This window comes from Mesorhizobium sp. M0862, from assembly GCF_040319795.1.
GTDB lineage: Bacteria > Pseudomonadota > Alphaproteobacteria > Rhizobiales > Rhizobiaceae > Mesorhizobium.
Genome location: NZ_JAMYOJ010000009.1, coordinates 67,624 through 88,172, shown reverse-complemented (window position 1 = coordinate 88,172; position 20,549 = coordinate 67,624). Strand labels below are relative to the sequence as shown.

General features: G+C 62.4%; 23 protein-coding genes. 11 read left to right on the top strand and 12 right to left on the bottom strand.

Annotated features, from left to right (window positions below; genetic code table 11):
• Positions 1 to 12: 12 nt before the first annotated feature.
• Positions 13 to 408 (bottom strand): hypothetical protein, encoded by a 396-nt coding sequence (locus NKI15_RS15805; protein WP_023706180.1) that lies wholly within the window; start codon positions 406 to 408, stop codon positions 13 to 15.
• Positions 409 to 721: 313 nt separating this feature from the next.
• On the opposite strand from NKI15_RS15805, the gene urtA reads away from it, so the two are divergent.
• From urtA to NKI15_RS15775, 6 genes are all read left to right on the top strand, one after another.
• Positions 722 to 2,032, top strand: a complete 1,311-nt coding sequence (gene urtA, locus NKI15_RS15800; RefSeq protein ID WP_023684621.1) for an urea ABC transporter substrate-binding protein — start codon at positions 722 to 724, stop codon at positions 2,030 to 2,032.
• Between the two features lie 110 nt (positions 2,033 to 2,142).
• Positions 2,143 to 3,759 carry an urea ABC transporter permease subunit UrtB gene (urtB, locus tag NKI15_RS15795; protein WP_352514076.1) on the top strand — a complete coding sequence of 539 codons (1,617 nt, stop codon included), beginning with the start codon at positions 2,143 to 2,145 and terminating at the stop codon, positions 3,757 to 3,759.
• The gene (gene urtC / locus NKI15_RS15790) at positions 3,756 to 4,988 is read left to right on the top strand and encodes an urea ABC transporter permease subunit UrtC (protein WP_023670933.1); all 1,233 of its coding nucleotides are present in this window, start codon (positions 3,756 to 3,758) and stop codon (positions 4,986 to 4,988) included. The genes urtB and urtC overlap by 4 nt, the downstream gene beginning before the upstream one ends.
• A gap of 4 nt (positions 4,989 to 4,992) precedes the next feature.
• Positions 4,993 to 5,739, top strand: a complete 747-nt coding sequence (gene urtD, locus NKI15_RS15785) for an urea ABC transporter ATP-binding protein UrtD (RefSeq protein WP_023696501.1) — start codon at positions 4,993 to 4,995, stop codon at positions 5,737 to 5,739.
• A 69-nt stretch (positions 5,740 to 5,808) separates the two neighbouring features.
• Complete coding sequence (gene urtE / locus NKI15_RS15780) at positions 5,809 to 6,504, top strand: urea ABC transporter ATP-binding subunit UrtE (RefSeq protein WP_023700798.1); 696 nt, start codon at positions 5,809 to 5,811, stop codon at positions 6,502 to 6,504.
• A gap of 530 nt (positions 6,505 to 7,034) precedes the next feature.
• Positions 7,035 to 7,211, top strand: a complete 177-nt coding sequence (locus tag NKI15_RS15775) for a hypothetical protein (protein WP_023670936.1) — start codon at positions 7,035 to 7,037, stop codon at positions 7,209 to 7,211.
• Between the two features lie 92 nt (positions 7,212 to 7,303).
• On the opposite strand, the gene NKI15_RS15770 is transcribed toward NKI15_RS15775, so the two are convergent.
• The 8 genes from NKI15_RS15770 to NKI15_RS15735 all read right to left on the bottom strand — a co-directional run bounded on the left by NKI15_RS15770 (position 7,304) and on the right by NKI15_RS15735 (position 15,562).
• Positions 7,304 to 8,449: a GGDEF domain-containing protein gene (locus tag NKI15_RS15770; RefSeq protein ID WP_023688638.1), complete on the bottom strand. Its 1,146-nt coding sequence runs from the start codon at positions 8,447 to 8,449 to the stop codon at positions 7,304 to 7,306.
• A gap of 292 nt (positions 8,450 to 8,741) precedes the next feature.
• On the bottom strand, positions 8,742 to 9,545 hold the full coding sequence (locus NKI15_RS15765) for a DUF72 domain-containing protein (RefSeq protein ID WP_023693383.1): 804 nt from the start codon (positions 9,543 to 9,545) through the stop codon (positions 8,742 to 8,744).
• 28 nt (positions 9,546 to 9,573) lie between these two features.
• Positions 9,574 to 10,038 carry a GNAT family N-acetyltransferase gene (locus tag NKI15_RS15760; protein WP_023726687.1) on the bottom strand — a complete coding sequence of 155 codons (465 nt, stop codon included), beginning with the start codon at positions 10,036 to 10,038 and terminating at the stop codon, positions 9,574 to 9,576.
• Positions 10,039 to 10,072: 34 nt separating this feature from the next.
• Complete coding sequence (gene uvrA, locus NKI15_RS15755; RefSeq protein WP_352886326.1) at positions 10,073 to 12,994, bottom strand: excinuclease ABC subunit UvrA; 2,922 nt, start codon at positions 12,992 to 12,994, stop codon at positions 10,073 to 10,075.
• A 783-nt stretch (positions 12,995 to 13,777) separates the two neighbouring features.
• Positions 13,778 to 13,999: a hypothetical protein gene (locus NKI15_RS15750; RefSeq protein ID WP_156932470.1), complete on the bottom strand. Its 222-nt coding sequence runs from the start codon at positions 13,997 to 13,999 to the stop codon at positions 13,778 to 13,780.
• A gap of 146 nt (positions 14,000 to 14,145) precedes the next feature.
• Complete coding sequence (locus tag NKI15_RS15745) at positions 14,146 to 14,754, bottom strand: ATP-dependent Clp protease proteolytic subunit (RefSeq protein ID WP_023684630.1); 609 nt, start codon at positions 14,752 to 14,754, stop codon at positions 14,146 to 14,148.
• A gap of 29 nt (positions 14,755 to 14,783) precedes the next feature.
• Positions 14,784 to 15,251, bottom strand: coding sequence for an SRPBCC family protein (locus NKI15_RS15740; protein ID WP_023696505.1), 468 nt, complete (start codon positions 15,249 to 15,251; stop codon positions 14,784 to 14,786).
• Positions 15,248 to 15,562 (bottom strand): ArsR/SmtB family transcription factor, encoded by a 315-nt coding sequence (locus NKI15_RS15735; RefSeq protein WP_023670944.1) that lies wholly within the window; start codon positions 15,560 to 15,562, stop codon positions 15,248 to 15,250. The genes NKI15_RS15740 and NKI15_RS15735 overlap by 4 nt, the downstream gene beginning before the upstream one ends.
• 133 nt (positions 15,563 to 15,695) lie before the next feature.
• Here NKI15_RS15735 and NKI15_RS15730 point away from each other — a divergent pair, with 133 nt between their 5' ends.
• The 4 genes from NKI15_RS15730 (at position 15,696) to NKI15_RS15715 (ending at position 17,722) form a co-directional block, all read left to right on the top strand.
• Positions 15,696 to 16,190: a hypothetical protein gene (locus NKI15_RS15730; protein WP_023715843.1), complete on the top strand. Its 495-nt coding sequence runs from the start codon at positions 15,696 to 15,698 to the stop codon at positions 16,188 to 16,190.
• A gap of 116 nt (positions 16,191 to 16,306) precedes the next feature.
• A complete protein-coding gene (gene ssb / locus NKI15_RS15725) occupies positions 16,307 to 16,837 on the top strand; it encodes a single-stranded DNA-binding protein (protein ID WP_023715842.1) in 531 nt (176 codons plus the stop codon).
• Between the two features lie 37 nt (positions 16,838 to 16,874).
• Positions 16,875 to 17,273: a DUF2306 domain-containing protein gene (locus NKI15_RS15720; RefSeq protein WP_023726685.1), complete on the top strand. Its 399-nt coding sequence runs from the start codon at positions 16,875 to 16,877 to the stop codon at positions 17,271 to 17,273.
• Positions 17,274 to 17,296: 23 nt separating this feature from the next.
• On the top strand, positions 17,297 to 17,722 hold the full coding sequence (locus tag NKI15_RS15715; RefSeq protein ID WP_023706191.1) for an OsmC family protein: 426 nt from the start codon (positions 17,297 to 17,299) through the stop codon (positions 17,720 to 17,722).
• A 10-nt stretch (positions 17,723 to 17,732) separates the two neighbouring features.
• Here NKI15_RS15715 and NKI15_RS15710 read toward each other — a convergent pair whose 3' ends face one another.
• The 3 genes from NKI15_RS15710 to NKI15_RS15700 all read right to left on the bottom strand — a co-directional run bounded on the left by NKI15_RS15710 (position 17,733) and on the right by NKI15_RS15700 (position 19,417).
• On the bottom strand, positions 17,733 to 18,362 hold the full coding sequence (locus tag NKI15_RS15710) for a MarC family protein (RefSeq protein ID WP_023670949.1): 630 nt from the start codon (positions 18,360 to 18,362) through the stop codon (positions 17,733 to 17,735).
• A 106-nt stretch (positions 18,363 to 18,468) separates the two neighbouring features.
• The gene (locus NKI15_RS15705; protein ID WP_023715840.1) at positions 18,469 to 18,846 is read right to left on the bottom strand and encodes a VOC family protein; all 378 of its coding nucleotides are present in this window, start codon (positions 18,844 to 18,846) and stop codon (positions 18,469 to 18,471) included.
• Positions 18,847 to 18,880: 34 nt separating this feature from the next.
• Entirely contained in the window at positions 18,881 to 19,417 is a 537-nt protein-coding gene (locus NKI15_RS15700) for a hypothetical protein (RefSeq protein ID WP_023706193.1), read from the bottom strand.
• An 87-nt stretch (positions 19,418 to 19,504) separates the two neighbouring features.
• Between NKI15_RS15700 and NKI15_RS15695 the strand changes: the two genes are divergently transcribed.
• Positions 19,505 to 20,356, top strand: coding sequence for a helix-turn-helix transcriptional regulator (locus NKI15_RS15695; protein WP_023739981.1), 852 nt, complete (start codon positions 19,505 to 19,507; stop codon positions 20,354 to 20,356).
• Positions 20,357 to 20,549: the final 193 nt, after the last annotated feature.

Sequence of the window (20,549 nt, the reverse complement as noted above, 5' to 3'; positions counted from 1 at the left end):
ACTACGCATCGCTCAGCCCTTGGTGCAGGTCGAGGCGGTGAAGGCGCCGTCGGGCTGCTTCAGAATGATGTCGAATGACGGGGCGGTCTCGCCGTCCAGTGTTGCCTGTGTCATGGAGACGGAGTTGCCACCGGTGGTATAGCCGCCCAGCGGCCCGAGCCAGGTTATCTCGCCATTGGCATTCATCTGATAGTTGTAGCCTTGCGTCGCGGTGCCGAATGTCACCGGGCCGGTATAGACATTGCCCTTGATGGTGATGTCGCCGAGGTTGAGGAAGGCGCCGAGCAGGTAGACCTCGCAATGATAGGTGCCGTCCGGAAGCTTGCCCTCGCTGAAATCGGCGCGCGCGGCGCCGCTCGTTGCCATCAGCAGCAGGATGCCGGAAATGCGTGAGATGCGAGATGTCATGACGTCTCTCTTTTGAAGGGCGAGCTTGCCCTATTTTTGCGCGGTGCCGCAACATTGTTCGCCCGGAAACCACGGCCGGAGATCAAAAACTAGGCATTTGTCTCAATTGGGCGAAAATTAGGCAAAAGTCGTGTGCGCTGCGCAAATTTGCCTCAATCAATTTTTACCGGCTGCCTTGTTGTCTCTCCAGGCTAATATACCAACGGCCTGATAACGCTCGGCTATTACATCTTTATGAGCGGCGCCTTCGCGTTTGGCACGGCAGTTGCTTTGCATTGTCGCGGTGCAATCAAACAGCTTGGGAGTCTTCGGTATGAGGGGTAATTTCTCCACAATAACAAAAATGTTTTCGGCGGGCGTGATCGCCGCCGGCCTGTCGATGTCGTCTCCGGCCAAGGCCGCCGAAGACACGATCAAGGTCGGCATTCTGCATTCGCTATCGGGGACCATGGCGATTTCGGAGACGACGCTGAAAGACGCCATGCTGATGCTCATCGAAGAGCAGAATGCCAAGGGCGGTCTGCTCGGCAAGAAGCTCGAGGCGGTCGTTGTCGATCCGGCCTCCAACTGGCCGCTCTTTGCCGAAAAGGCGCGCGAGCTGATCTCGAAGGACAAGGTCGCCGCCGTGTTCGGCTGCTGGACCTCGGTGTCGCGCAAATCGGTGTTGCCGGTGTTCTCGGAACTCGACAACATCCTGTTCTACCCCGTCCAGTATGAGGGCGAGGAAAGCGAGCGCAACGTGTTCTACACCGGCGCCGCCCCGAACCAGCAGGCGATTCCCGCTGTCGATTATCTCATGAGCGAAGACGGTGGCTCGGTGAAGCGCTGGGTGTTGGAAGGCACCGACTACGTCTATCCCCGCACCACCAACAAAATCCTCGAGGCCTATCTGAAGGCCAAGGGCGTCGCCGCCGAAGACATCATGGTCAACTACACGCCGTTCGGCTTCTCCGACTGGCAGACCGAAGTCTCCGCAATCAAGAAATTCGGCTCGGCCGGCAAGAAGACCGCCGTCGTCTCGACCGTCAATGGCGACGCCAACGTTCCGTTCTACAAGGAACTCGGCAACCAGGGCATCAAGGCCGAGGACATCCCGGTCATGGCCTTTTCGGTCGGTGAGGAAGAACTGGCCGGTCTCGATACCGCGCCGCTGGTCGGCCATCTCGCTGCCTGGAACTATTTCGAGAGCGTCGACACACCCGAAAACAAGAAGTTCATCGCCGACTGGCATAAGTTCATCAAGAATGACAAGCGCACCACCAACGACCCGATGGAAGCTCACTATATCGGCTTCAACATGTGGGTGAAGGCGGTCGAAAAGGCTGGCACCACCGATCCCGACAAGGTCATCGACGCCATGGTCGGCGTGTCCGTGCCGAACCTCACCGGCGGCTATTCGACCATGATGCCGAACCATCACATCACCAAGCCGGTGCTGATCGGCGAGATCCAGGCCGACGGCCAGTTCGAGACCGTGTCGCAGACGCCCGGCCTCGTGATGGGCGACGAATGGTCCGACTATCTGCCCGATTCCAAGGACCTGATTTCGGATTGGCGCGCGCCTCTGTCCTGCGGCAACTTCAACGTTGCCACCGGCAAATGCGGCGGCAAGGGCACGAACTGATCCCTCCCGGGACTGACCGATCGTGGACGCGTCCACGATCGGTACCGCCAAGCGTCCGGGCGCTTCAGCCCGCCCGGACGCGGAATTTCCCCACAGAAGAGTCTGAACGGATGATCCTGTTGCGCACTCTCGGCCTCATGCTGGTGTTCCTGGTGGCAAGCCTATTGCCGTCGAACGCAGCCGAAGCCGATCTGCGCGCCATCGTCGCCAAATTCGCCACGGGCACGGGCTTTGCCACCACTGAGGCTGTTGTGCGCGAACTTGCCGCCACCGGCGATCCGCTGGTTGAACGGCCGCTTGCAGCCCTCGCCGAAGGCAATCTCTACATTCGTAAAGCCGATTCAGCCGTCTTCGTCGGCAGTGAGGCCGCCGACAGCGTCACGCTGCTCGACCCGCTGAGCGGCGAGAAAGCCGGCGACGCCGCCAAGGCCGACATCACCAAGATCAAGGTCAACAACACGCTGCGTCGTGTCATCCGAGATGCGCTGGGAACGCTGACGTTGCGCGCGAAAGATCCTTCTGTCCGCATCGCCGCCGCCGACACCATGTTCAAGACCCCCGATGCCGCCAATATCGAGCCGCTCGATGCAGCCATTGCCGCCGAGACCGACGCCAAGGTCAAGGCATTGTTCGAACAGGCGCGCGCGGCATCGGTGCTGGTCTCCGACAAGCCGGAGGCCGACAAGCTTGCCGCCATTGCCCTGATCGGCGCGCGCGGCGACCGCGACGCGGTCTCGCTGCTCACCGCGGTCGAGGCCAATGCGCAAGGCGCGGTCAAGGATGCCGCGACGGCGGCAATCGCCAGCATCAATTCGAGCCTGGCGCTGTGGGATGCCGGCCAGAACATATGGTACGGCATCTCGCTTGGCTCGGTGCTGCTGCTGGCCGCCATCGGCCTCGCCATCACCTTCGGCGTCATGGGCGTCATCAACATGGCGCATGGCGAGATGGTGATGCTCGGCGCCTACACCACCTTCGTCGTCCAGCAGGTGATCCGAACCTCATTCCCCGGCCTGTTCGACTGGTCGCTGGTGATCGCGCTGCCGCTCGCCTTCCTGGTTGCCGCTTCCGTCGGCCTGATCATCGAGCGCGGCGTCATCCGTTTCCTCTACGGCCGGCCGCTGGAAACGCTGCTCGCAACCTGGGGCGTCTCGCTTGTCCTGCAGCAGGCGGTGCGCTCGATCTTCGGACCGACCAACCAGGAGGTCGGCAACCCCTCCTGGATGTCGGGATCGTTCGATGTCGGCCAACTCGCCGTCACCTGGAACCGCCTCTGGATCCTGGTCTTCGCGCTCACCGTCTTCGGCGTGCTGCTCTTTGTTATGAAGCGCACGCCCTGGGGCCTGCAGATGCGCGCCGTCACCGCCAACCGCCGCATGGCCGCCTCGATGGGCATCAGGACGCCTTGGGTCGATGCGCTGACCTTTGCGCTCGGCTCCGGCATTGCCGGCATTGCCGGCGTCGCGCTCAGCCAGATCGACAATGTCTCGCCCAATCTCGGCCGCGGCTACATCATCGACAGCTTCATGGTCGTGGTCTTCGGCGGCGTCGGCAATCTCTGGGGCACGCTGGTCGGCGCCTTCTCGCTCGGCATCGTCAACAAGGTTCTCGAACCCTATGCTGGCGCGGTGCTCGGCAAGATCGTCGTGCTGTTGCTGATCATCCTGTTCATCCAGAAGCGCCCGCGCGGCCTGTTCGCGCTCAAGGGCAGGGCGGTGGAAACATGATCACGGGACGCTTCTTCGCCGCGGGTGCCGACCGTCGCATCGCCATCACTATTTTCATCCTGCTGACGGCCGCCATTATCGTGCCGCTGCTCAACCTCGCAGTGTCGCCGCAAAGCGCGTTCTATATTCCGTCCTACATCGTCGCGTTGACGGGCAAGTACCTCTGCTATGCATTGCTTGCCTTGGCGCTCGATCTCGTCTGGGGCTATTGCGGCATCCTCTCGCTCGGCCATGGCGCCTTCTTCGCCCTCGGCGGCTATGCGATGGGCATGTACCTCATGCGCCAGATCGGCTCGCGCGGCGTTTACGGCAATCCGATCCTGCCCGATTTCATGGTGTTCCTGAACTACAAGGAATTGCCCTGGTTCTGGACCGGTTTCGACCACTTCTGGTTCGCCGCCATCATGGTGCTGGCGGTGCCCGGCCTGCTCGCCTTCGTCTTCGGCTGGTTCGCCTTCCGCAGCCGCGTCACCGGCGTCTATCTCTCCATCATCACCCAGGCGATGACCTACGCGCTGCTGCTCGCCTTCTTCCGCAACGACATGGGTTTCGGCGGCAACAACGGCTTGACCGATTTCAAGGATATTCTGGGCTTCAACGTGCAGGCCGACGCCACCCGCTCGGCCCTGTTTGCCGCCAGCGCCATCATACTCGCGCTCGCCGTCTTCATCACCTGGGCGATCGTCGGCTCCAAATACGGCAAGCTGCTGATGGCGGTGCGCGACGCCGAGAGTCGCACCCGCTTCCTCGGCTGGCGGGCGGAGAACGTGAAGCTGTTTGCCTTCACCGTCTCGGCTGTCATGGCCGGCATCGCCGGCGCGCTCTATGTGCCGCAGGTCGGTATCATCAATCCCGGCGAATTCGAGCCGTCCAATTCCATCGAAGTCGTGATCTGGGCAGCCGTCGGTGGGCGCGGCACCATTGTCGGCCCGATCGTCGGCGCGCTGCTGGTCAACGCCGGCAAATCCTGGTTCACCGGCCTGCTGCCGGAGTTCTGGCTGTTTGCGCTCGGCGGCCTGTTCGTCGCCGTAACCCTGTTCCTGCCCAAGGGCATCGTCGGCATGTGGGATTCCTGGCGCGGTAACGCTCGGGCGATGCGGGCTGCAGCGATTGCAGAGGAAGCGGGCACAGACCCTGATGCCCCGCCGCCATCGAAGATCGTGCGCAGCGCAGCAACAACGCCCGGTGCCTGGTCCGCGTCCGGGCCTGAACCGCAGCCGGCGGAATAGAGCGATGTCGAAGTCCAACACCATCCTCTATCTCGACGGCGTCTCGGTCTCCTTCGACGGTTTCCGTGCCATCAACAATCTGTCGCTGGTGCTCGACAAGGGCGAGATGCGCGCCATCATCGGTCCCAACGGCGCCGGCAAGACGACGATGATGGACATCGTCACCGGCAAGACCCGGCCCGACGAGGGCGAAGTGTTCTTCGACGGCCAGGTCGATCTGACCCGGCACGACGAGGCGGAGATCGCCATGATGGGCATCGGCCGCAAATTCCAGAAGCCGACTGTCTTCGAAAGCCACAGCGTGGAAGACAATCTGATGCTGGCGCTGAAGGGCCCGCGCTCGATCTTTCCGGCGCTGTTCCATCGCCGCTCGGCCGCCGAAGCCAGACAGATCGACGACATCCTCGGCATCATCCGGCTGGGCGACAAGCGCCACGATCTGGCAGCCAATCTCAGCCATGGCCAGAAACAGTGGCTGGAGATCGGCATGCTGCTGGCGCAGGACCCGAAGCTGCTTTTGGTTGACGAGCCGGTCGCAGGGATGACCGATGCCGAGACCGAGGAAACCGCGCGGCTGCTCAAGGACATAGCGCGCGACCATTCGGTCATCGTCGTCGAGCACGACATGCATTTCGTGCGCGAACTCGGCGTCAAGGTCACCTGCCTGCATGAGGGCTCGGTGCTGTCGGAAGGCTCGCTCGATTTCGTCTCGGCCGACGAGCGGGTCGTCGAAGTTTATCTCGGGAGATGAGCATGGTCTGGCGGGTGCAATTCCATCGCTTCGACTTTTCGTTCCTCCGCTTCTGGAGAAGGCGCTGACATGCTCGAAGTTTCCAACGCCACGCTCCATTACGGCGCTGCTCAGGCGTTGCGCGGTGTGTCGCTGACGGCGGGTGCCGGCAAGATCACCTGCGTGCTCGGCCGCAACGGCGTCGGCAAGACCAGTTTGATGAGATCGATCGTCGGCCACCACCGGCTGACGAGCGGAAGCGTTGCCTTCGAGGGGAAGGCGCTCGACCGGAGCGCGGCGTATGATCGCGCCCGGTCGGGCATCGCATTCATACCGCAGGGCAGGGAGATCTTTCCGCTGCTGACGGTGCGCGAAAACCTGGAGTCCGGCTTTGCGCCGTTGAAGCGCGCCGACCGCAACGTGCCGGCGCATGTCTTCGAACTGTTTCCGGTGCTGAAGCAGATGCTGGGGCGGCGCGGCGGCGATCTCTCAGGCGGCCAGCAGCAGCAGCTCGCCATCGGCCGGGCGCTCGTCATGCGGCCGAAACTGCTGGTGCTCGACGAGCCGACCGAAGGCATCCAGCCCTCGATCATCAAGGACATCGGCCGCGCCATCCGCTATTTGCGCGATCAGGCCGGCATTGCGGTGCTTCTGGTCGAGCAATATCTCGATTTCTGCCGCGAGCTCGCCGACGAGGTCAACATCATGGACCGCGGCCAGATCGTCCACACCGGCCCGGCCGAAGATCTCGACCGGGCGGACGTCAGGAAGTTTCTGACGGTTTAACGCAGGTCGACGGCTGCACGGATCGTACACGTCGAAGATTGGCTGAAATGCCCACAATCACTTCGTCATTCTAGGGCGGAGCAAGGAGCGGAGCGACGCGCGCAGACCCTAGAATCCATGCCGCGACATCAGCCAAAGAGTGCCGCGATGCAGAACAAGATCGCTTCTGCGGCACATTGGCCATTCCACATTCTGCACCGTTAATGACGCTTCTTCGTCCCGGCATGGATCCCTGGGTCTTCGCTCCGCTTCGCGTCGCTACGCCCAAGGATGATGAAGTCGCGAAGGTCCGCACCCGTTGCGTCGGACTTTCGTCCGAGGCCGCCACACTCTGGCACGCCGAATACTACATGCTAGTCTTTCCTAGGCCTCGGTGAGTCGGCCGCTTCCGTATCAGTCTGGTTCTGTAGCAGATCGAGGGAATATGCTGGCTCAGCCTGCAAGTTCCACGCAAGCAAGCCACCCTAGCTTCCCTCGCAGTTCTGATTGTCGGTCAATGCGTTCAGATAATCTTGCCAGGAGAATGGGCTATGGAACGGTTCGTCGAGGACCACCAGAAACGACGGCTGACAGAGCGTGTCGACATCATCACCGCCATCAACATTCTGCGCTCGCAAGGCTACCAGCAGGATGAGCTGATCGGCGAAATCACCAAGGTTTTCTACGTCGACCTCGACACTTACAACGAGATCGTCATAGCGGCCTAAAAGCGCGTCGCGCCTGAACGGCCTCATGCGACGCGCTTTGGGGTGTTGTTTTACGTGTGGTGAGGTTCAGGCCGGCTGAATATCAGCCCAGCCTACCCGGCGCGCCGGAAGGCGAGCACACGGTTGCGGCCGCCGCGCTTGGCGCCGTAAAGCGCTTTGTCGGCGGCGCTGAGCACCTTGTCGAATTTGGTGCCGCCCTCGCTGCCGAAGGCGTAGCCGGCGCTGACCGTGCAGGACAGCAGGCGGGTCTCGGTATCGATCCGGCGCATGGCAAAACTGGCCCGGATCCGCTCGGCTATGAATTCCACCTTTTCAGGCAAGGTGCGATCGAGCACCAATGCAAATTCCTCTCCGCCCATGCGCGCGGCGACATCGCCCGGCTGGAGATTGGCGGTCAAATCCTTGGCGAACAGTTTCAGCACCTCGTCGCCGGTGGCATGGCCGAACTCGTCATTTATCGCCTTGAAGCCGTCGAGATCGAACACGATCACGGCGGTGAAGGACCGGACAGGTGTTTTGCCGTGCAGATCGAACAAAGCGCGCCGGTTGAGCAGTCCGGTCAGCGGATCGGTCAGCGCTTCGCGGCGATGATACTGCGCCAGGCGTCCCTGGTTGAGCGCCAGCGAGAGCGCGCCGATGCCGGTCATGCACGCGATGACGACGATGAGGCTGAAATCCTCGGCCCAGTTGCTCGGCGCATGGCCAAGCACCAGCCTGCCATCCCAGACAAGTGCACCGGAGCACAGCACGAAGGAAATTGCGGTGGCTGTGTAGAGCCCGGCAATGCCGAGGATCGGGGCAGGGAATTCGGTGCGGCCCTTCCAGTATTCATAGGCCGTCGCAAACAAAAGCAGCGCGGCGAAGGCATTCTCCAGCATGAAGCCCAGCCCGTCATAGCCAAGCGCCATCGGCGGCAAGGCGACTGCCAGCGAGACGCCGGCGCCGACAGCAATGCGGGGCAGCGGTGACCTCCCTGTCGTGAACTGATGGGCAGCGCCCAGCATGGTCGCGAAGCCGAGCAGCAGGAACGTGAAGCTGGCGAGGCCGAGCAGGCGTCCGGGCGCGTCGATATAGGCCTGGTAGGCGAAGACGTCGGCGACGATCAGAAGCACGCTGACCGCCCAGGTCAGCAGGAATTTTTCCGAGCGCGCGGTAAGCCAAATGCCGAACAGCGTCAGGCCGAGGCAAGCGGCGGAAAACCCGACAGCCAACAGAAGGGAACTGTAGTCGAGCGACATGCCCTCGTCCTTGCGCGCGGCGGCCGGCCTCTAGAAAGGACCCGCACCGGATTTATGCAGGAAGGAGGTATCGATAAGGTTACGATGCGCATAAGCTATCACGCTTCGGTTGATCGTAGCAATTCTGGGTTGAAACCCTTTTCAAGGGAAAGCGCTACCCGGTTTTCCGGGAAAACCGGTCCGCACTTTTCCTGGAATTGCTCCTAATGCATGTCGCCCAGAAGTGTGCCGCGGTTCTGGCACAACGGCGTGCATCAAGACAAAGACTTAAATCGCGACGCGCTTTAACCGATCAGCTCACCCGCTTCATCAGCGCCATGGCGCCGAACGGCGCGCGCACCTTGCCCTCGGTGATGAAGTAGACGAACACATCGCGCGGTTTCACCGGCGCGTCGAAAGTCGGATCGGCGCGCCGCAGATCTGCCGGCTGCTTGCCTTGCGCCCAGGTCTTCACCCGCGCTGCCCATTCGTCCAGGCCATTCGGCGTGTAGCAATCCGGATTGTCGTCGCTGCCGGTCTGCAGCCGCGCATAGATAAAATCGCCGGTGATGTCGGCGATACCAGGATATTTGGCATGGTCGGCATAGACGATCGCCGCCTTGTATTTACGCGCCAGGCCTACAAATTCCGGCACGCTAAAACTGTCGTTGCGCACTTCCAGCGCATGGCGCAGCGCGACGCCATCCTGCTTTTCCGGCAGCAGCTTCAGAAAGGCCTCGAAATCGTCGGCGTCGAACTTTTTCGTCGGCGCGAACTGCCACAGGATCGGGCCCAGCTTGTCGCCCAGCGCGGCAATGCCGGAGCCGAGGAAGCGCGTCATGGACTCGCCGGCTTCGCCAAGCACGCGGCGGTTGGTGACGAAGCGATTGCCCTTCAGCGAATAGACGAAACCGTCCGGCGCCTCTCCCGCCCATTTGACGAAGGTCGGCTCCTTGAAGCTGGAATAGTAGGTGCCGTTGACCTCGATGCTCGGTACCTGGCGGGTGGCGTAACTCAGCTGCTTGGCCTTGGAAAGCTTGTCCGGGTAGAAAGACGTATCCCAGGGTTCGAAAGTCCAGCCGCCCATCCCGGCGCGGATTGTTCCTTGGCTGATCATCGTCTTCCTCCCAGTTCTAAAAATGCGGTCAGGCTATTTTTCCAACCGGTTTGATCATGTCGACCACGGTCCATCCGGGACGGTGGGGATTGGCTCGGCGGCCCGTTTCGTGGAAGCCATAGGCCGTATAGATCTCGATGTTCCGCTCCATGCGCGAATTGGTGTAGAGCCGCACCTCCGGCACACCCCATAGCCGCGCCTGTTCCTGGGCGAAGTCGAGCAGCGCGGTACCGAGTTTCCTCCCCTGAAAAGCGGGGGAGACCGCGACGCTGAAGATCATCGCATGATCGGGGTGGCGCTCAATAACGATCAGCCCGGCGAGCTCAGCGTCGCTCTCCAGCAGCCAGACCTCGCCTCGCTCGATGCGTGGCGCATAGCCCTCGGTGACTGGGATCGGCGGCGCGCCGAACAAGGCGGTGTAATGCCCATAGGCGGCTTCCGTCAGCGAAACGACTCCGTCGAGATCACCTGCAAGCGCCTGTCGGACTGTCATTCAAAGCTCTCCAGGCGCCCGGCCGGTCTGCCAGTCACTCCGCCGCTTCGCGCTTGCCTCCGGGCCGCCGCTCCAAAAGCTCCTTCAGGAAGTGGCCGGTGTAGCTGCGCTTTTCGCGCACGATGGCTTCCGGTGTGCCCTGTGCAACCAGTTCGCCGCCGCCATCGCCGCCTTCGGGGCCGAGGTCGAGCACCCAGTCGGCGGTCTTGATGACTTCGAGATTATGCTCGATGACCACCACCGTGTTGCCCTGGTCGACCAGCTCGTGCAGCACTTCCAGCAACTTGGCGACGTCGTGGAAGTGCAGGCCGGTGGTCGGCTCGTCGAGGATGTAGAGCGTCTTGCCGGTTGCCTTGCGCGACAATTCCTTGGCGAGCTTGATGCGCTGCGCCTCGCCGCCCGACAGCGTCGTCGCCTGCTGGCCGATATGGATGTAGCCGAGGCCGACCTGCTTCAGCGTGTCGAGCTTGTCGCGCACGCCGGGCACGGCGGCAAAGAAATCGACACCTTCCTCGACCGTCATGTCCAGGACGTCCGCGATCGACTTGCCCTTGAACACGACATCCAGCGTCTCGCGGTTGTAGCGCTTGCCATGGCAGACGTCGCAGGTGACGTAGACGTCGGGCAAGAAGTGCATCTCGATCTTGATGACGCCGTCGCCCTGGCAGGCTTCGCAGCGGCCGCCCTTGACGTTGAAGGAGAAGCGCCCCGGCTGGTAGCCGCGGGCCTTGGCTTCGGGCAGACCGGCGAACCAGTCGCGGATCGGTGTGAAGGCGCCGGTGTAGGTGGCCGGGTTCGAACGCGGTGTGCGGCCGATCGGCGACTGGTCGATGTCGATGACCTTGTCGAGGAATTCGAGGCCCTCGATGCGGTCGTGATCGGCCGGATGCTCGCGCGAGCCCATGATGCGGCGCGACGCCGCCTTGAACAGCGTCTCGATCAGGAAGGTCGATTTGCCGCCGCCAGACACGCCGGTGACGGCGGTAAAAGTGCCGAGCGGGATTTCGGCAGTGACGTTCTTGAGATTGTTGCCGCGCGCGCCGACGATCTTCAGCCGGCGGTTTTTCTTGGCCTCGCGCCTGACACCGGGCGTGGCGACTTCGAGCGCGCCCGACAGATATTTACCGGTGATCGAGTTGGGATTGGCCATCACCTGCTGCGGCGTGCCCTGGGCGATGATCTCGCCGCCATGAATGCCGGCGGCCGGACCCATGTCGACGACATAATCGGCATGCAGGATGGCGTCCTCGTCATGCTCGACGACGATCACCGTGTTGCCGATGTCGCGCAGTTGCTTGAGCGTGTCGAGCAGGCGGGCATTGTCGCGCTGGTGCAGGCCGATCGACGGCTCGTCCAGCACATAGAGCACGCCGGTGAGGCCGGAGCCGATCTGCGACGCCAGCCTTATGCGCTGGCTCTCGCCGCCCGACAGCGTGCCGGAATTGCGCGACAGCGTCAGATAGTCGAGGCCGACATCGTTGAGGAAGCGCAGGCGGTCACGGATTTCCTTGAGAACGCGCACCGCGATCTCGTTCTGCTGGTCGTTGAGATGTGGCGGCAGTTCGGTGAACCACTGGTCGGCCTTGCGGATCGACAGCTCTGTGACTTGGCCGATATGCTTGCCGGCGATCTTCACCGCCAGCGCTTCCGGCTTCAGCCGGTATCCCTTGCAGACCGGGCAGGGCGTCGCCGACATGAAGCGCTCGATCTCCTCGCGCATCCAGGCGGATTCGGTTTCCTTCCACCGCCGTTCGAGATTGGGAATGACGCCCTCGAACGTCTTGGTGGTCTTGTAGGAGCGCAGGCCGTCATCATATTGGAAGGTGACCTCGCGCTCGCCGGTGCCACGCAGGACGGCATCCTTAGCCTCTTCGGTCAGGTCTTTGAACTTGTCGCCGAGCTTGAAGCCGTATGCCTTGCCCAGCGCTTCCAGCGTCTGCGCATAATAGGGCGAGGTCGATTTCGCCCACGGGCTGACGGCGCCGTCGCGCAGCGAGACGTTTTCGTCCGGCACGATCAGGCTGGCGTCGATGGCGCGCTGATTGCCGAGGCCGTCGCAGGTCGGGCAGGCGCCGAACGGGTTGTTGAACGAGAACAGCCTGGGCTCGATCTCCGGAATGGTGAAGCCGGAAACCGGGCAGGCGAATTTTTCCGAGAACAGGATGCGCTCATGCGTCTCGTTCTTCGATTTGTTGACCGAGTCCTCGCCGGTCTGGCTGGCGTCGAGCGGCCGGTCGGCGAACTCGGCCACCGCCAGCCCTTCGGCGAGCTTCAGCGCCGTTTCGATGGAATCGGCAAGCCGTGTTGCCAGGTCGCCGCGCACGACGATGCGGTCGACGACGACGTCGATGTCGTGCTTGTACTTCTTGTCCAACGCCGGCACATCGGCGATCTCATAGAAGACGCCGTCGACCTTGACGCGCTGAAAGCCCTTCTTCTGCAGCTCCAGCAGTTCCTTGCGATATTCGCCCTTGCGGCCGCGCACGATCGGCGCCAGCAGGAAAAGGCGCGTGCCTTCCTCGACCGCCAGCACCCGGTCGACCATCTGTGAAACCGTCTGGCTCTCGATCGGCAGGCCGGTCGCCGGCGAATAGGGGATGCCGACGCGCGCGAACAGCAAGCGCATGTAGTCGTAGATCTCGGTGACGGTGCCGACCGTCGAACGCGGGTTCTTCGACGTGGTCTTCTGCTCGATCGAGATGGCCGGCGACAGGCCGTCGATCTGGTCGACATCCGGCTTCTGCATCATTTCGAGGAACTGGCGCGCATAAGCCGACAGGCTCTCGACGTAACGGCGCTGGCCCTCGGCATAGATGGTGTCGAAAGCAAGCGACGATTTGCCGGAGCCCGACAGGCCGGTCATGACGATCAGGCTGTCACGCGGCAGGTCGAGATCGACATTCTTTAGGTTGTGTTCGCGTGCCCCGCGAATGGAAAGGTATTTATGGTCGGCCATCGCCGGTCGCCGCCTCAGGTCTGGTGTCAGTGGGATCGGCGGGTTTTCCCGGCCATTCCCTATGTAGGTATTTTTGCCGCCACGTCGAGAGACGCCACACTTCTCGACCAAAGCCGTTTAACCGTCTTTCGCGCGAACGGGCAAGCGGAAAGAACAAAGACCGAACACGCTCCTGACAAAGCTGTGCAGAAACTGACAAGGGTGTTTCAGAAACTGACCCTAACGTAAGCTCCCGACGATCACATTTTCCGTAACCGGCTATTCAAGGTTGACGCCGTCGAATCAGGGGCGCACTCTGCCGGAGTCAACGGAGCCGGCCGTCTTTGATGGCCTCGCCGCCCATAGCGGCCTGCGAGACGCCGCAGGTTTTTGCGATTTGTGCTTCGGATTGACACCTGTCGCAACGGACATAGGAGCGGAGCATGACGCCACCGGATAGTCCCTTGAGGCTCCACCTGCTAGTGGAGCCGCGGCGGGCATAAGTGCCAGGTAGTTTCGAGGCATTGAAGTGTATGTGTCCAAATGGACGCATCGCGACAATCCAACAAACCACCCGACAAACCGTGACCTGCCGAATCCCACAAAAATCAGAGACGGCTAGTCGGATCGTCGGCTGAACGCCGCGAAGCATCCGAAATCAAAGTCGGTATAACACTACCGGCAGTTTGGATTTGGAATCCAAAAAAAGCCCCGACCGTTAGCGGAAGCAACGGCGGGGCTGTTCTTTTGCGAGGAAGTCGTCGGCGCAGGCTTTCTCTCCCGTATAGTAGCTGGGAGAAGGGGCTACCGGCGCGGCGGCTTGATCCCACCCGTGCCGACATCGACAGTGATGCTGCCGGAAATCCTGACATCGGTGCCGCCGATCTTGAACGTGCCGTTCTCGCCGGCAGACAGCGCGTCGTCCGGCTCCGGCTGCGGCGCGGGCTTGGCGATGCGGTAGTCGCCGGTCACGCCGGGCAGGGCGCCTTTCCGCGACGTGCTGGTGCTGCCCCCGGCAAAGGCCATGCTCGATGTCGCCGCCGTGATGGCAATGGCTATGGTCAGTCTGTTCAGGTGGTAGCGCATGGCAAGACTATAGTGCCGCGCTCAAGGCGAGGCCAGACCAGCGGCGTTGAAATTGAGGGAACACCGGCCTGCATTCAATCCGCCGATCAGGCCGCTGCCTGCTTGCGGGTGTCGAAGACGTGGTCGACGAGGCCCCAGTCCTTGGCCTCCTTCGCGGTCATGAAGAAATCGCGGTCGAGTGTGCGTTCGACCTCTTCGTGGGTGCGGCCGCAATGGTGAGCGTAGAGGTCGGCCATGTGCCGCTTGGTGCGCAAAATGCCTTCGGCATGGCGCTGGATGTCGGAGGCCTGGCCCTGGAAGCCGCCCAGAGGCTGGTGCAGCACGATGCTGGCATTGGGCAGCGCGATGCGCCGCCCCGGCGTTCCCGCCATCAGCAGGAAGGAGGCCATCGACGCGGCAAAGCCCATGCACACGGTCGACACCGGGCAGCTGACATATTGCATCGTGTCGTAGATGGCGAAGCCGCTGGTCACCACGCCGCCCGGCGAGTTGATGTAGAGCGAGATCTCCTTGTCGGGATTGTCCGATTCCAGCGACAGGAGCTGGGCGCAGACCAGCGCCGACATGCCGTCATTGATCTCGCCATTGACGAAGATGATGCGCTCGCGCAGCAGCCGCGAGAAAATGTCGAAGGCACGTTCGCCGCGGCTCGATTGCTCGATCACCATCGGCACCAGATTGGCAAAGCCGCTCATCTCATTGTCTCCGTTTTGATTTTTCCGGGTCAGGCAGCGCGCAGCAACAGGCGTGGCGCGTTGGCGGCGACAGGCGGTTTGGGCTTGTATGCGCGCAGCCAGAGCCGGCAGCCGGCGCCGGCCATCGCGACCGCAGGCGTCAGGACAAACCCGTCATGGACGATGCGCAGATGCGTGCCGCCGGAAACGGTGCGGGCGAGTGTGAAGGTGACGATGCTCTCCAGCTCCTCGCGGTTGGCGTCGCCGGAACGCTCGCGCCAGGAATAGCGCAGCAGGCGCCCCGGTTCGGCATCGAGCACTTCGCACTCGATCGGCTTCTCAGGCCCGGCAAAGGCAAAGCGGCTGCCGGTTTCCGGATTGATGTCGTTCGGCATCATCCATTCCGCCAAGAGGTCCGGCACGGTCAGTGCCCGCCACACTTTTTCCGGTGCGTCCGGCAGATCGCATTCGAAGGCGAGGGCATCCTTGGCGGTCTGCGTCTGCTTTTCGTCGGTCATTGGTCCATGTCCTTCAAAACGGCCTTCAGTCTTTCGATGCGCTCCGGCCAGAATGCGCGGTAGCGTTCGATCCAGCCGAGCAGCGGCTCGAGCCCTTGCGGATCGGCGCGATAGTAGGCGTTGCGGCCGGCGCGTCTTTCGCTGACCAGGCCTGCGCCGCGCAGCACGGCAAGGTGCTGCGACACCGCCGGCTGCGACACGCTCATGCCGGTGCGCAACTCCGACACGCTCATCTCGCCGGAAGTCAGCCGCTCGTAGACGGCGCGTCGCGTCGGGTCGGCCAGGGCGCGAAAAATCTCTGCTTCGATCATGGCAAAAGCATAAGTCGATACTTATCGATTTGGCAAGGGGTGTTTTGAATGCCGCGTATTGATTGGATCCTGCCGGGCCTCTAAGCCGTGGGGAACAAGATGGGCCGATCATCGCGAGGCAGGAGTAGTATTTATGAATTCCAACGTCGATCTTTCGTCCGCCGAGAACCTCAACGAGGCTCTGAGGCTCTATCGCCGCCTCGTACTCGGTATAGGAGCGATCGCCGTCATCGGTTTCGTGGCCGTGATCTTGTTGGCCAAGCTGGGTACGGCGCTATCCCCGCCATACGGGATTTACATCTTCGGCGAAGGATTGGGGACCTGGGGCCTGATCGCGGTGGTAGCGGCGCTCGTCGCTCAGGTGTGGTGGCACGGGCGCGCGATCGGGAAATTGCTGAATGACCCGGCTCTGAAATCTGAACCTGCAGTCGGGCTGATGTCGGCGCCAACCGTGATCGCACAGCGCGCCCATGCATGGGCATGGAGTGGAGCGGCTTTTCCGGTCCGTTGCCACCAGCTAAAAAACGGCGCTGACGACACCGCTTCTCGCCCCTGCGTGTCAGCTAAATCCACGCGCCCGCGTCGGCGATTGCTGCCATTCCTTGACAATCCGTGGTTAACAGTATAGGAACGAAAAGGGAACAAAAACCTTGTGGGAAAAGCCAGCCGCGGCAAGCCAGGATTGTGCGCGGCCTGTAAGGTGAACGACTTGAAATTTGTTTCGGATGAGCACGGAGAAGTGTCATGGCGGGTAGCGTCAACAAGGTCATTCTGGTCGGTAACCTCGGCGCGGACCCTGAAATCCGCCGCCTGAATTCCGGTGATCCGGTCGTCAACATCCGCATCGCCACGTCGGAAAGCTGGCGCGACAAGAACTCCGGCGAGCGCAAGGAAAAGACCGAATGGCACAACGTGGTCATTTTCAATGACCAGATCGCCAAGGTCGCCGAGCAGTACCTGAAGAAGGGCATGAAGGTTTACGTCGAAGGCCAGCTGCAGACACGCAAATGGCAAGACCAGACCGGCGCCGACAAGTACACGACCGAAGTCGTGCTGCAGAAATTCCGCGGCGAGCTGCAGATGCTCGATTCTCGCGGCGAGGGCGGCGGTCAGGTCGGCAACTATGCCGGCGGCGGCGCGAGCCGTGGCTCGGATTTCGGCCAGTCTGGCCCCAATGAGAGCTTCAACCGCGGCGGCAATAGCGGTGGCGGCGGTTCCAAGGGCGGCGGTGGCGGCGGCTCGTCGCGCGAACTGGACGACGAAATCCCGTTCTGAGCTGACGATAGTCAGCGATATCTGAGGAGAGGGTGCGATGTCGCTCGGACCGCTTCTATCGGCGCGCCCTCCCATTCCATGGCACGCCTTCGCGGCCCTTGCCGCGCTGGCCGTTGGCGCTACGCAACTGGCGCTGCCGAAAGGCACGACGCGTCATCGTGTCGTCGGCTATGCCTGGGCGGCGCTGATGATGGTCGTCGCCATCTCCAGTTTCTGGATCCAGCAGATACGCCTCGTCGGTCCGTTCAGCCCGATCCATCTCTTGTCGATTTTAGTGTTGATCGCCGTGCCGCTTGCGGTCTGGCACGCGCATATGCATCGGGTCGCCAAACATCGCAGGGTGATGATATCGCTGTATGTTTTCGCCCTGATCGGCGCCGGCGTGTTCACGCTGCTGCCGGGGCGGATCATGCACACGGTCGTCTTCGGCCAGTGACGCTTTCTGAAAGGAAGATTGCCGTGAAAGCACGGATTAAATGGGTCGAGGAGCGCACCTTCGTCGGCGAGTCCGGCAGCGGCCACAAACTGGTGCTGGGGACCGCCCCCGGGCCGGAAGGCAAGACGCCAGGTCCGAGCCCGATGGAGCTGGTGCTGATCGGCACCGGCGGCTGCTCGGCCTATGATGTCGTCCACATCCTCGAAAAAGGCCGCGAGGCGATCGAGGACTGTGTTGTAGAACTCGACGCCGACCGGGCCGAAACCGACCCCAAAGTCTTCACCCGCATCCATATGCATTTCATCGTCACGGGCCACGCGCTGTCGCGCGACAAGGTCCAGCGCGCCATCAACCTGTCGATCGAGAAATACTGCTCGGCCTCGGCCATGCTGGCCAAGACGGCTGTCATCACTCACGATTTCGAGGTCGTCGATACGGCGGTGGAGTAGGGGCTGCCGCTTACCCCGCCATCAGCGCCTTGATGCCATCCGCGACGAACTGAACCGCAAGCGCGGCCAGGATGACGCCGAGCAGGCGGGTGAGGATCGAGCGGCCGGTCTGGCCGAGGATGCGGTCGATGCGCTCCGACAGCACGAACACCAGATAGGTGATGGCAAGGCAGACGAAGATGATGCCGACCAGCGCCGCTTGTGCTGCAAAACCCTGAAACGAGCCCGACAGTAGCACAGTCGCCGAAATCGCACCGGGGCCGGCGATCAGCGGGATCGCCAGCGGGAAGGCCGCGATGTTGTGGATCATGTCCTTGGTGATGGCGACGTCGCCGATCTTCTCCTTGCGGTCCTGGCGGCGCTCAAACACCATTTCGAAAGCGATGAAGAACAGCAAAAACCCGCCGGCGACACGGAAAGCCGGCAGCGTGATGCCGAACACCGACAGGATGGACGCCCCGGCCACCGCAAACAACGCCATCACGAGGAAGCCGATGATCGAGGCGCGCACCGAAACCTGCTGACGTTCCTCGCGGTTCATGCCGCGTGTCACCGCGAGGAAGAGCGGCGCGAGACCTGGCGGGTCGATGGTCACCAGAATGGTGACGAAGGCGTTGAACAGGCTGTCGAAACTCGGCATCGCTGACCCCTCCCGCCGGGCCGGACCCCTGCGCCACCATAGTGGTAGAGCAAAGCCCGACCGGTGGGAACCGTCTGACATGGCGATACCGGAGACGGCGTCAGTGTTAGGCGGCAGCGTTGCAATAGGCCTCCCGGCGATAGCCGTCGGGATCGACGACGAAGGCAGCGTAATAGTTCTCGCCATATTCGGCGCGCAGGCCCGGCGCGCCATTGTCGCTGCCGCCTGCACGCAAGGCGGCGGCATGGAAGGCGACGACACTCTGCCTCGTCGGCGCGGCAAAGCAGAAATGCAGACCGGACTTCTCGTCCGATGGCACTGGCCGCTCCGCGTCGTTCACCCACAGCGCGACGGCTTGCGCACCATAACCCAGTGAGCCTGGCGACTGGCTGAGGCAGGAATAACCGAGCGGCTTTAGCGCGGCATCGTAGAAGGGCTTCGAAACGTTGGTGTCGCGGACGCCGATCGAGACATGGTCAAGCATGCTTTTGGTCACCTTTTTGCAATATGTTGCGTCATCAGTCGTGGGCGACGCGGCGCGCCAGGAACTCGACTTCGAGACGCCATGTCTTGCCATCGTCGTGCGAACGCTCGCCGAGCCAGCGGAAGCTGTCTTTCGTGATGCGCGAAAAGCTCCAGCGGACCGAGGAACCAGTGCCGTCGGCGCCGACCTGCACAATCGTGTCGCCTTCGGCGCGACCAAGCTGGCGGCTGTAGTATTGGTTGCGCGGGTCGCTCCAGAAGATGTGCCAGGCATCCGAGCCGGGATCATAGGCCCGCAGCGTTGTGCCATAGAAAGTCCATTTGCCGAGAGAAGGCGAGGGGCCGGCATCCCGCGCGGGCAGGATCCATACATCCTGGATCGCCCTGCCTTCCAGGACCCAGCCGAAATGCACCTCGCCGCGTCCGGTGAGAACCGTGCCGTCCTCGAGATGGCGCGTGGCATCGAATGTCCAGGCGCCGACGAAGCGGCCGTAGAGATCAAGCTTGTCAGCCAGACCGGGGTTGGGGCCGTCGCTGTGGAGCGCTTCGGCAAAGGAGGATGTACCGATCATACTTGCTGCCTTCGTTGTGTCAGGAGGCTGCAAGCGATAGGCCCCGGCAGGGTGTCGCGCTTGGGAAAAATTGCTATCTTTCAAGCCATGACGACGAGCGAACAAAACCTGGCATCGGGGCAGGGCTGGCATGTGTCCGACGTGCTGTGCACGGCCGGCGCCGGCGACCGCCCGTTCGAGGAGGCGCACGACACCTTCTGCGTTGCCGCTGTCACCAGCGGCACCTTCCGCTACCGCACCAGGCAAGGCGCCGCCATGCTGGCGCCGGGCGCAATCCTGCTAGGCAATGTCGGCGCCTGCTATGAATGCGGGCATGAGCATGGCGCCGGCGACCGTTGCCTGTCCTTCCACTTCGCTCCGGCCTATCTCGACCGCATCGCCAGCGACGTGCCCGGCGCGAGCAAGCTCGCCTTCGGCGTGCCGCATATGCCGCCTTTGCCGGCGCTCGCATCGCTGCTGGCCGAGGCGGAAGCGGCGCGCGAGATGGTCGACATCGACGCCTTTGAAGAGCTTGGCCTGCGAATTGCCGGTGCAGCACTGGCAGTTGCCGGCGCAGCACTGCCCGTCGCCAGCGATGCGGTGCCTGGCGTTCGACCGCCGAGCCGCCGCGACCAGAAACGGGTTGCCGAGGCGGTGCGGCAGATCGAGCTCAATGCCGACAGGCCGGTCTCGCTTTCCGAGCTTGCCTGCGCGACGGCGACCAGCCCGTATCATTTCCTGCGCACCTTCCGGCAGGTCGCCGGCATGACGCCCTATCAGTTTCTGCTGAGAACCCGGCTGCACCGCGCGGCGGTGCGGCTGCGCATGTCAGGCGATGCCATCTCGGCAATCGCCTTCGAGGCCGGTTTCAACGATTTGTCGACGTTCAACCGCCGTTTCCGGCGCGTCATGGGCGAAACGCCCGGCGACTATCGCGCCCGGCGGATGGCTACCCGCTAATGCGTCCGCCTGCCTCCTGATACGTTCTGGCTTGGAAAACTGTCCTTCGCAGGCTTTTGCCCCTGGCGGCGGCGAATGCGTTATGGCCAAATCGTCGCAATCAGAGGTATCCATTTGAATTTACCGCTGAAATCGTCATTGGAAAAGCACCACGAATATTGGAGTTTCGGCCGTGCTTCCTATATAAGCGGTC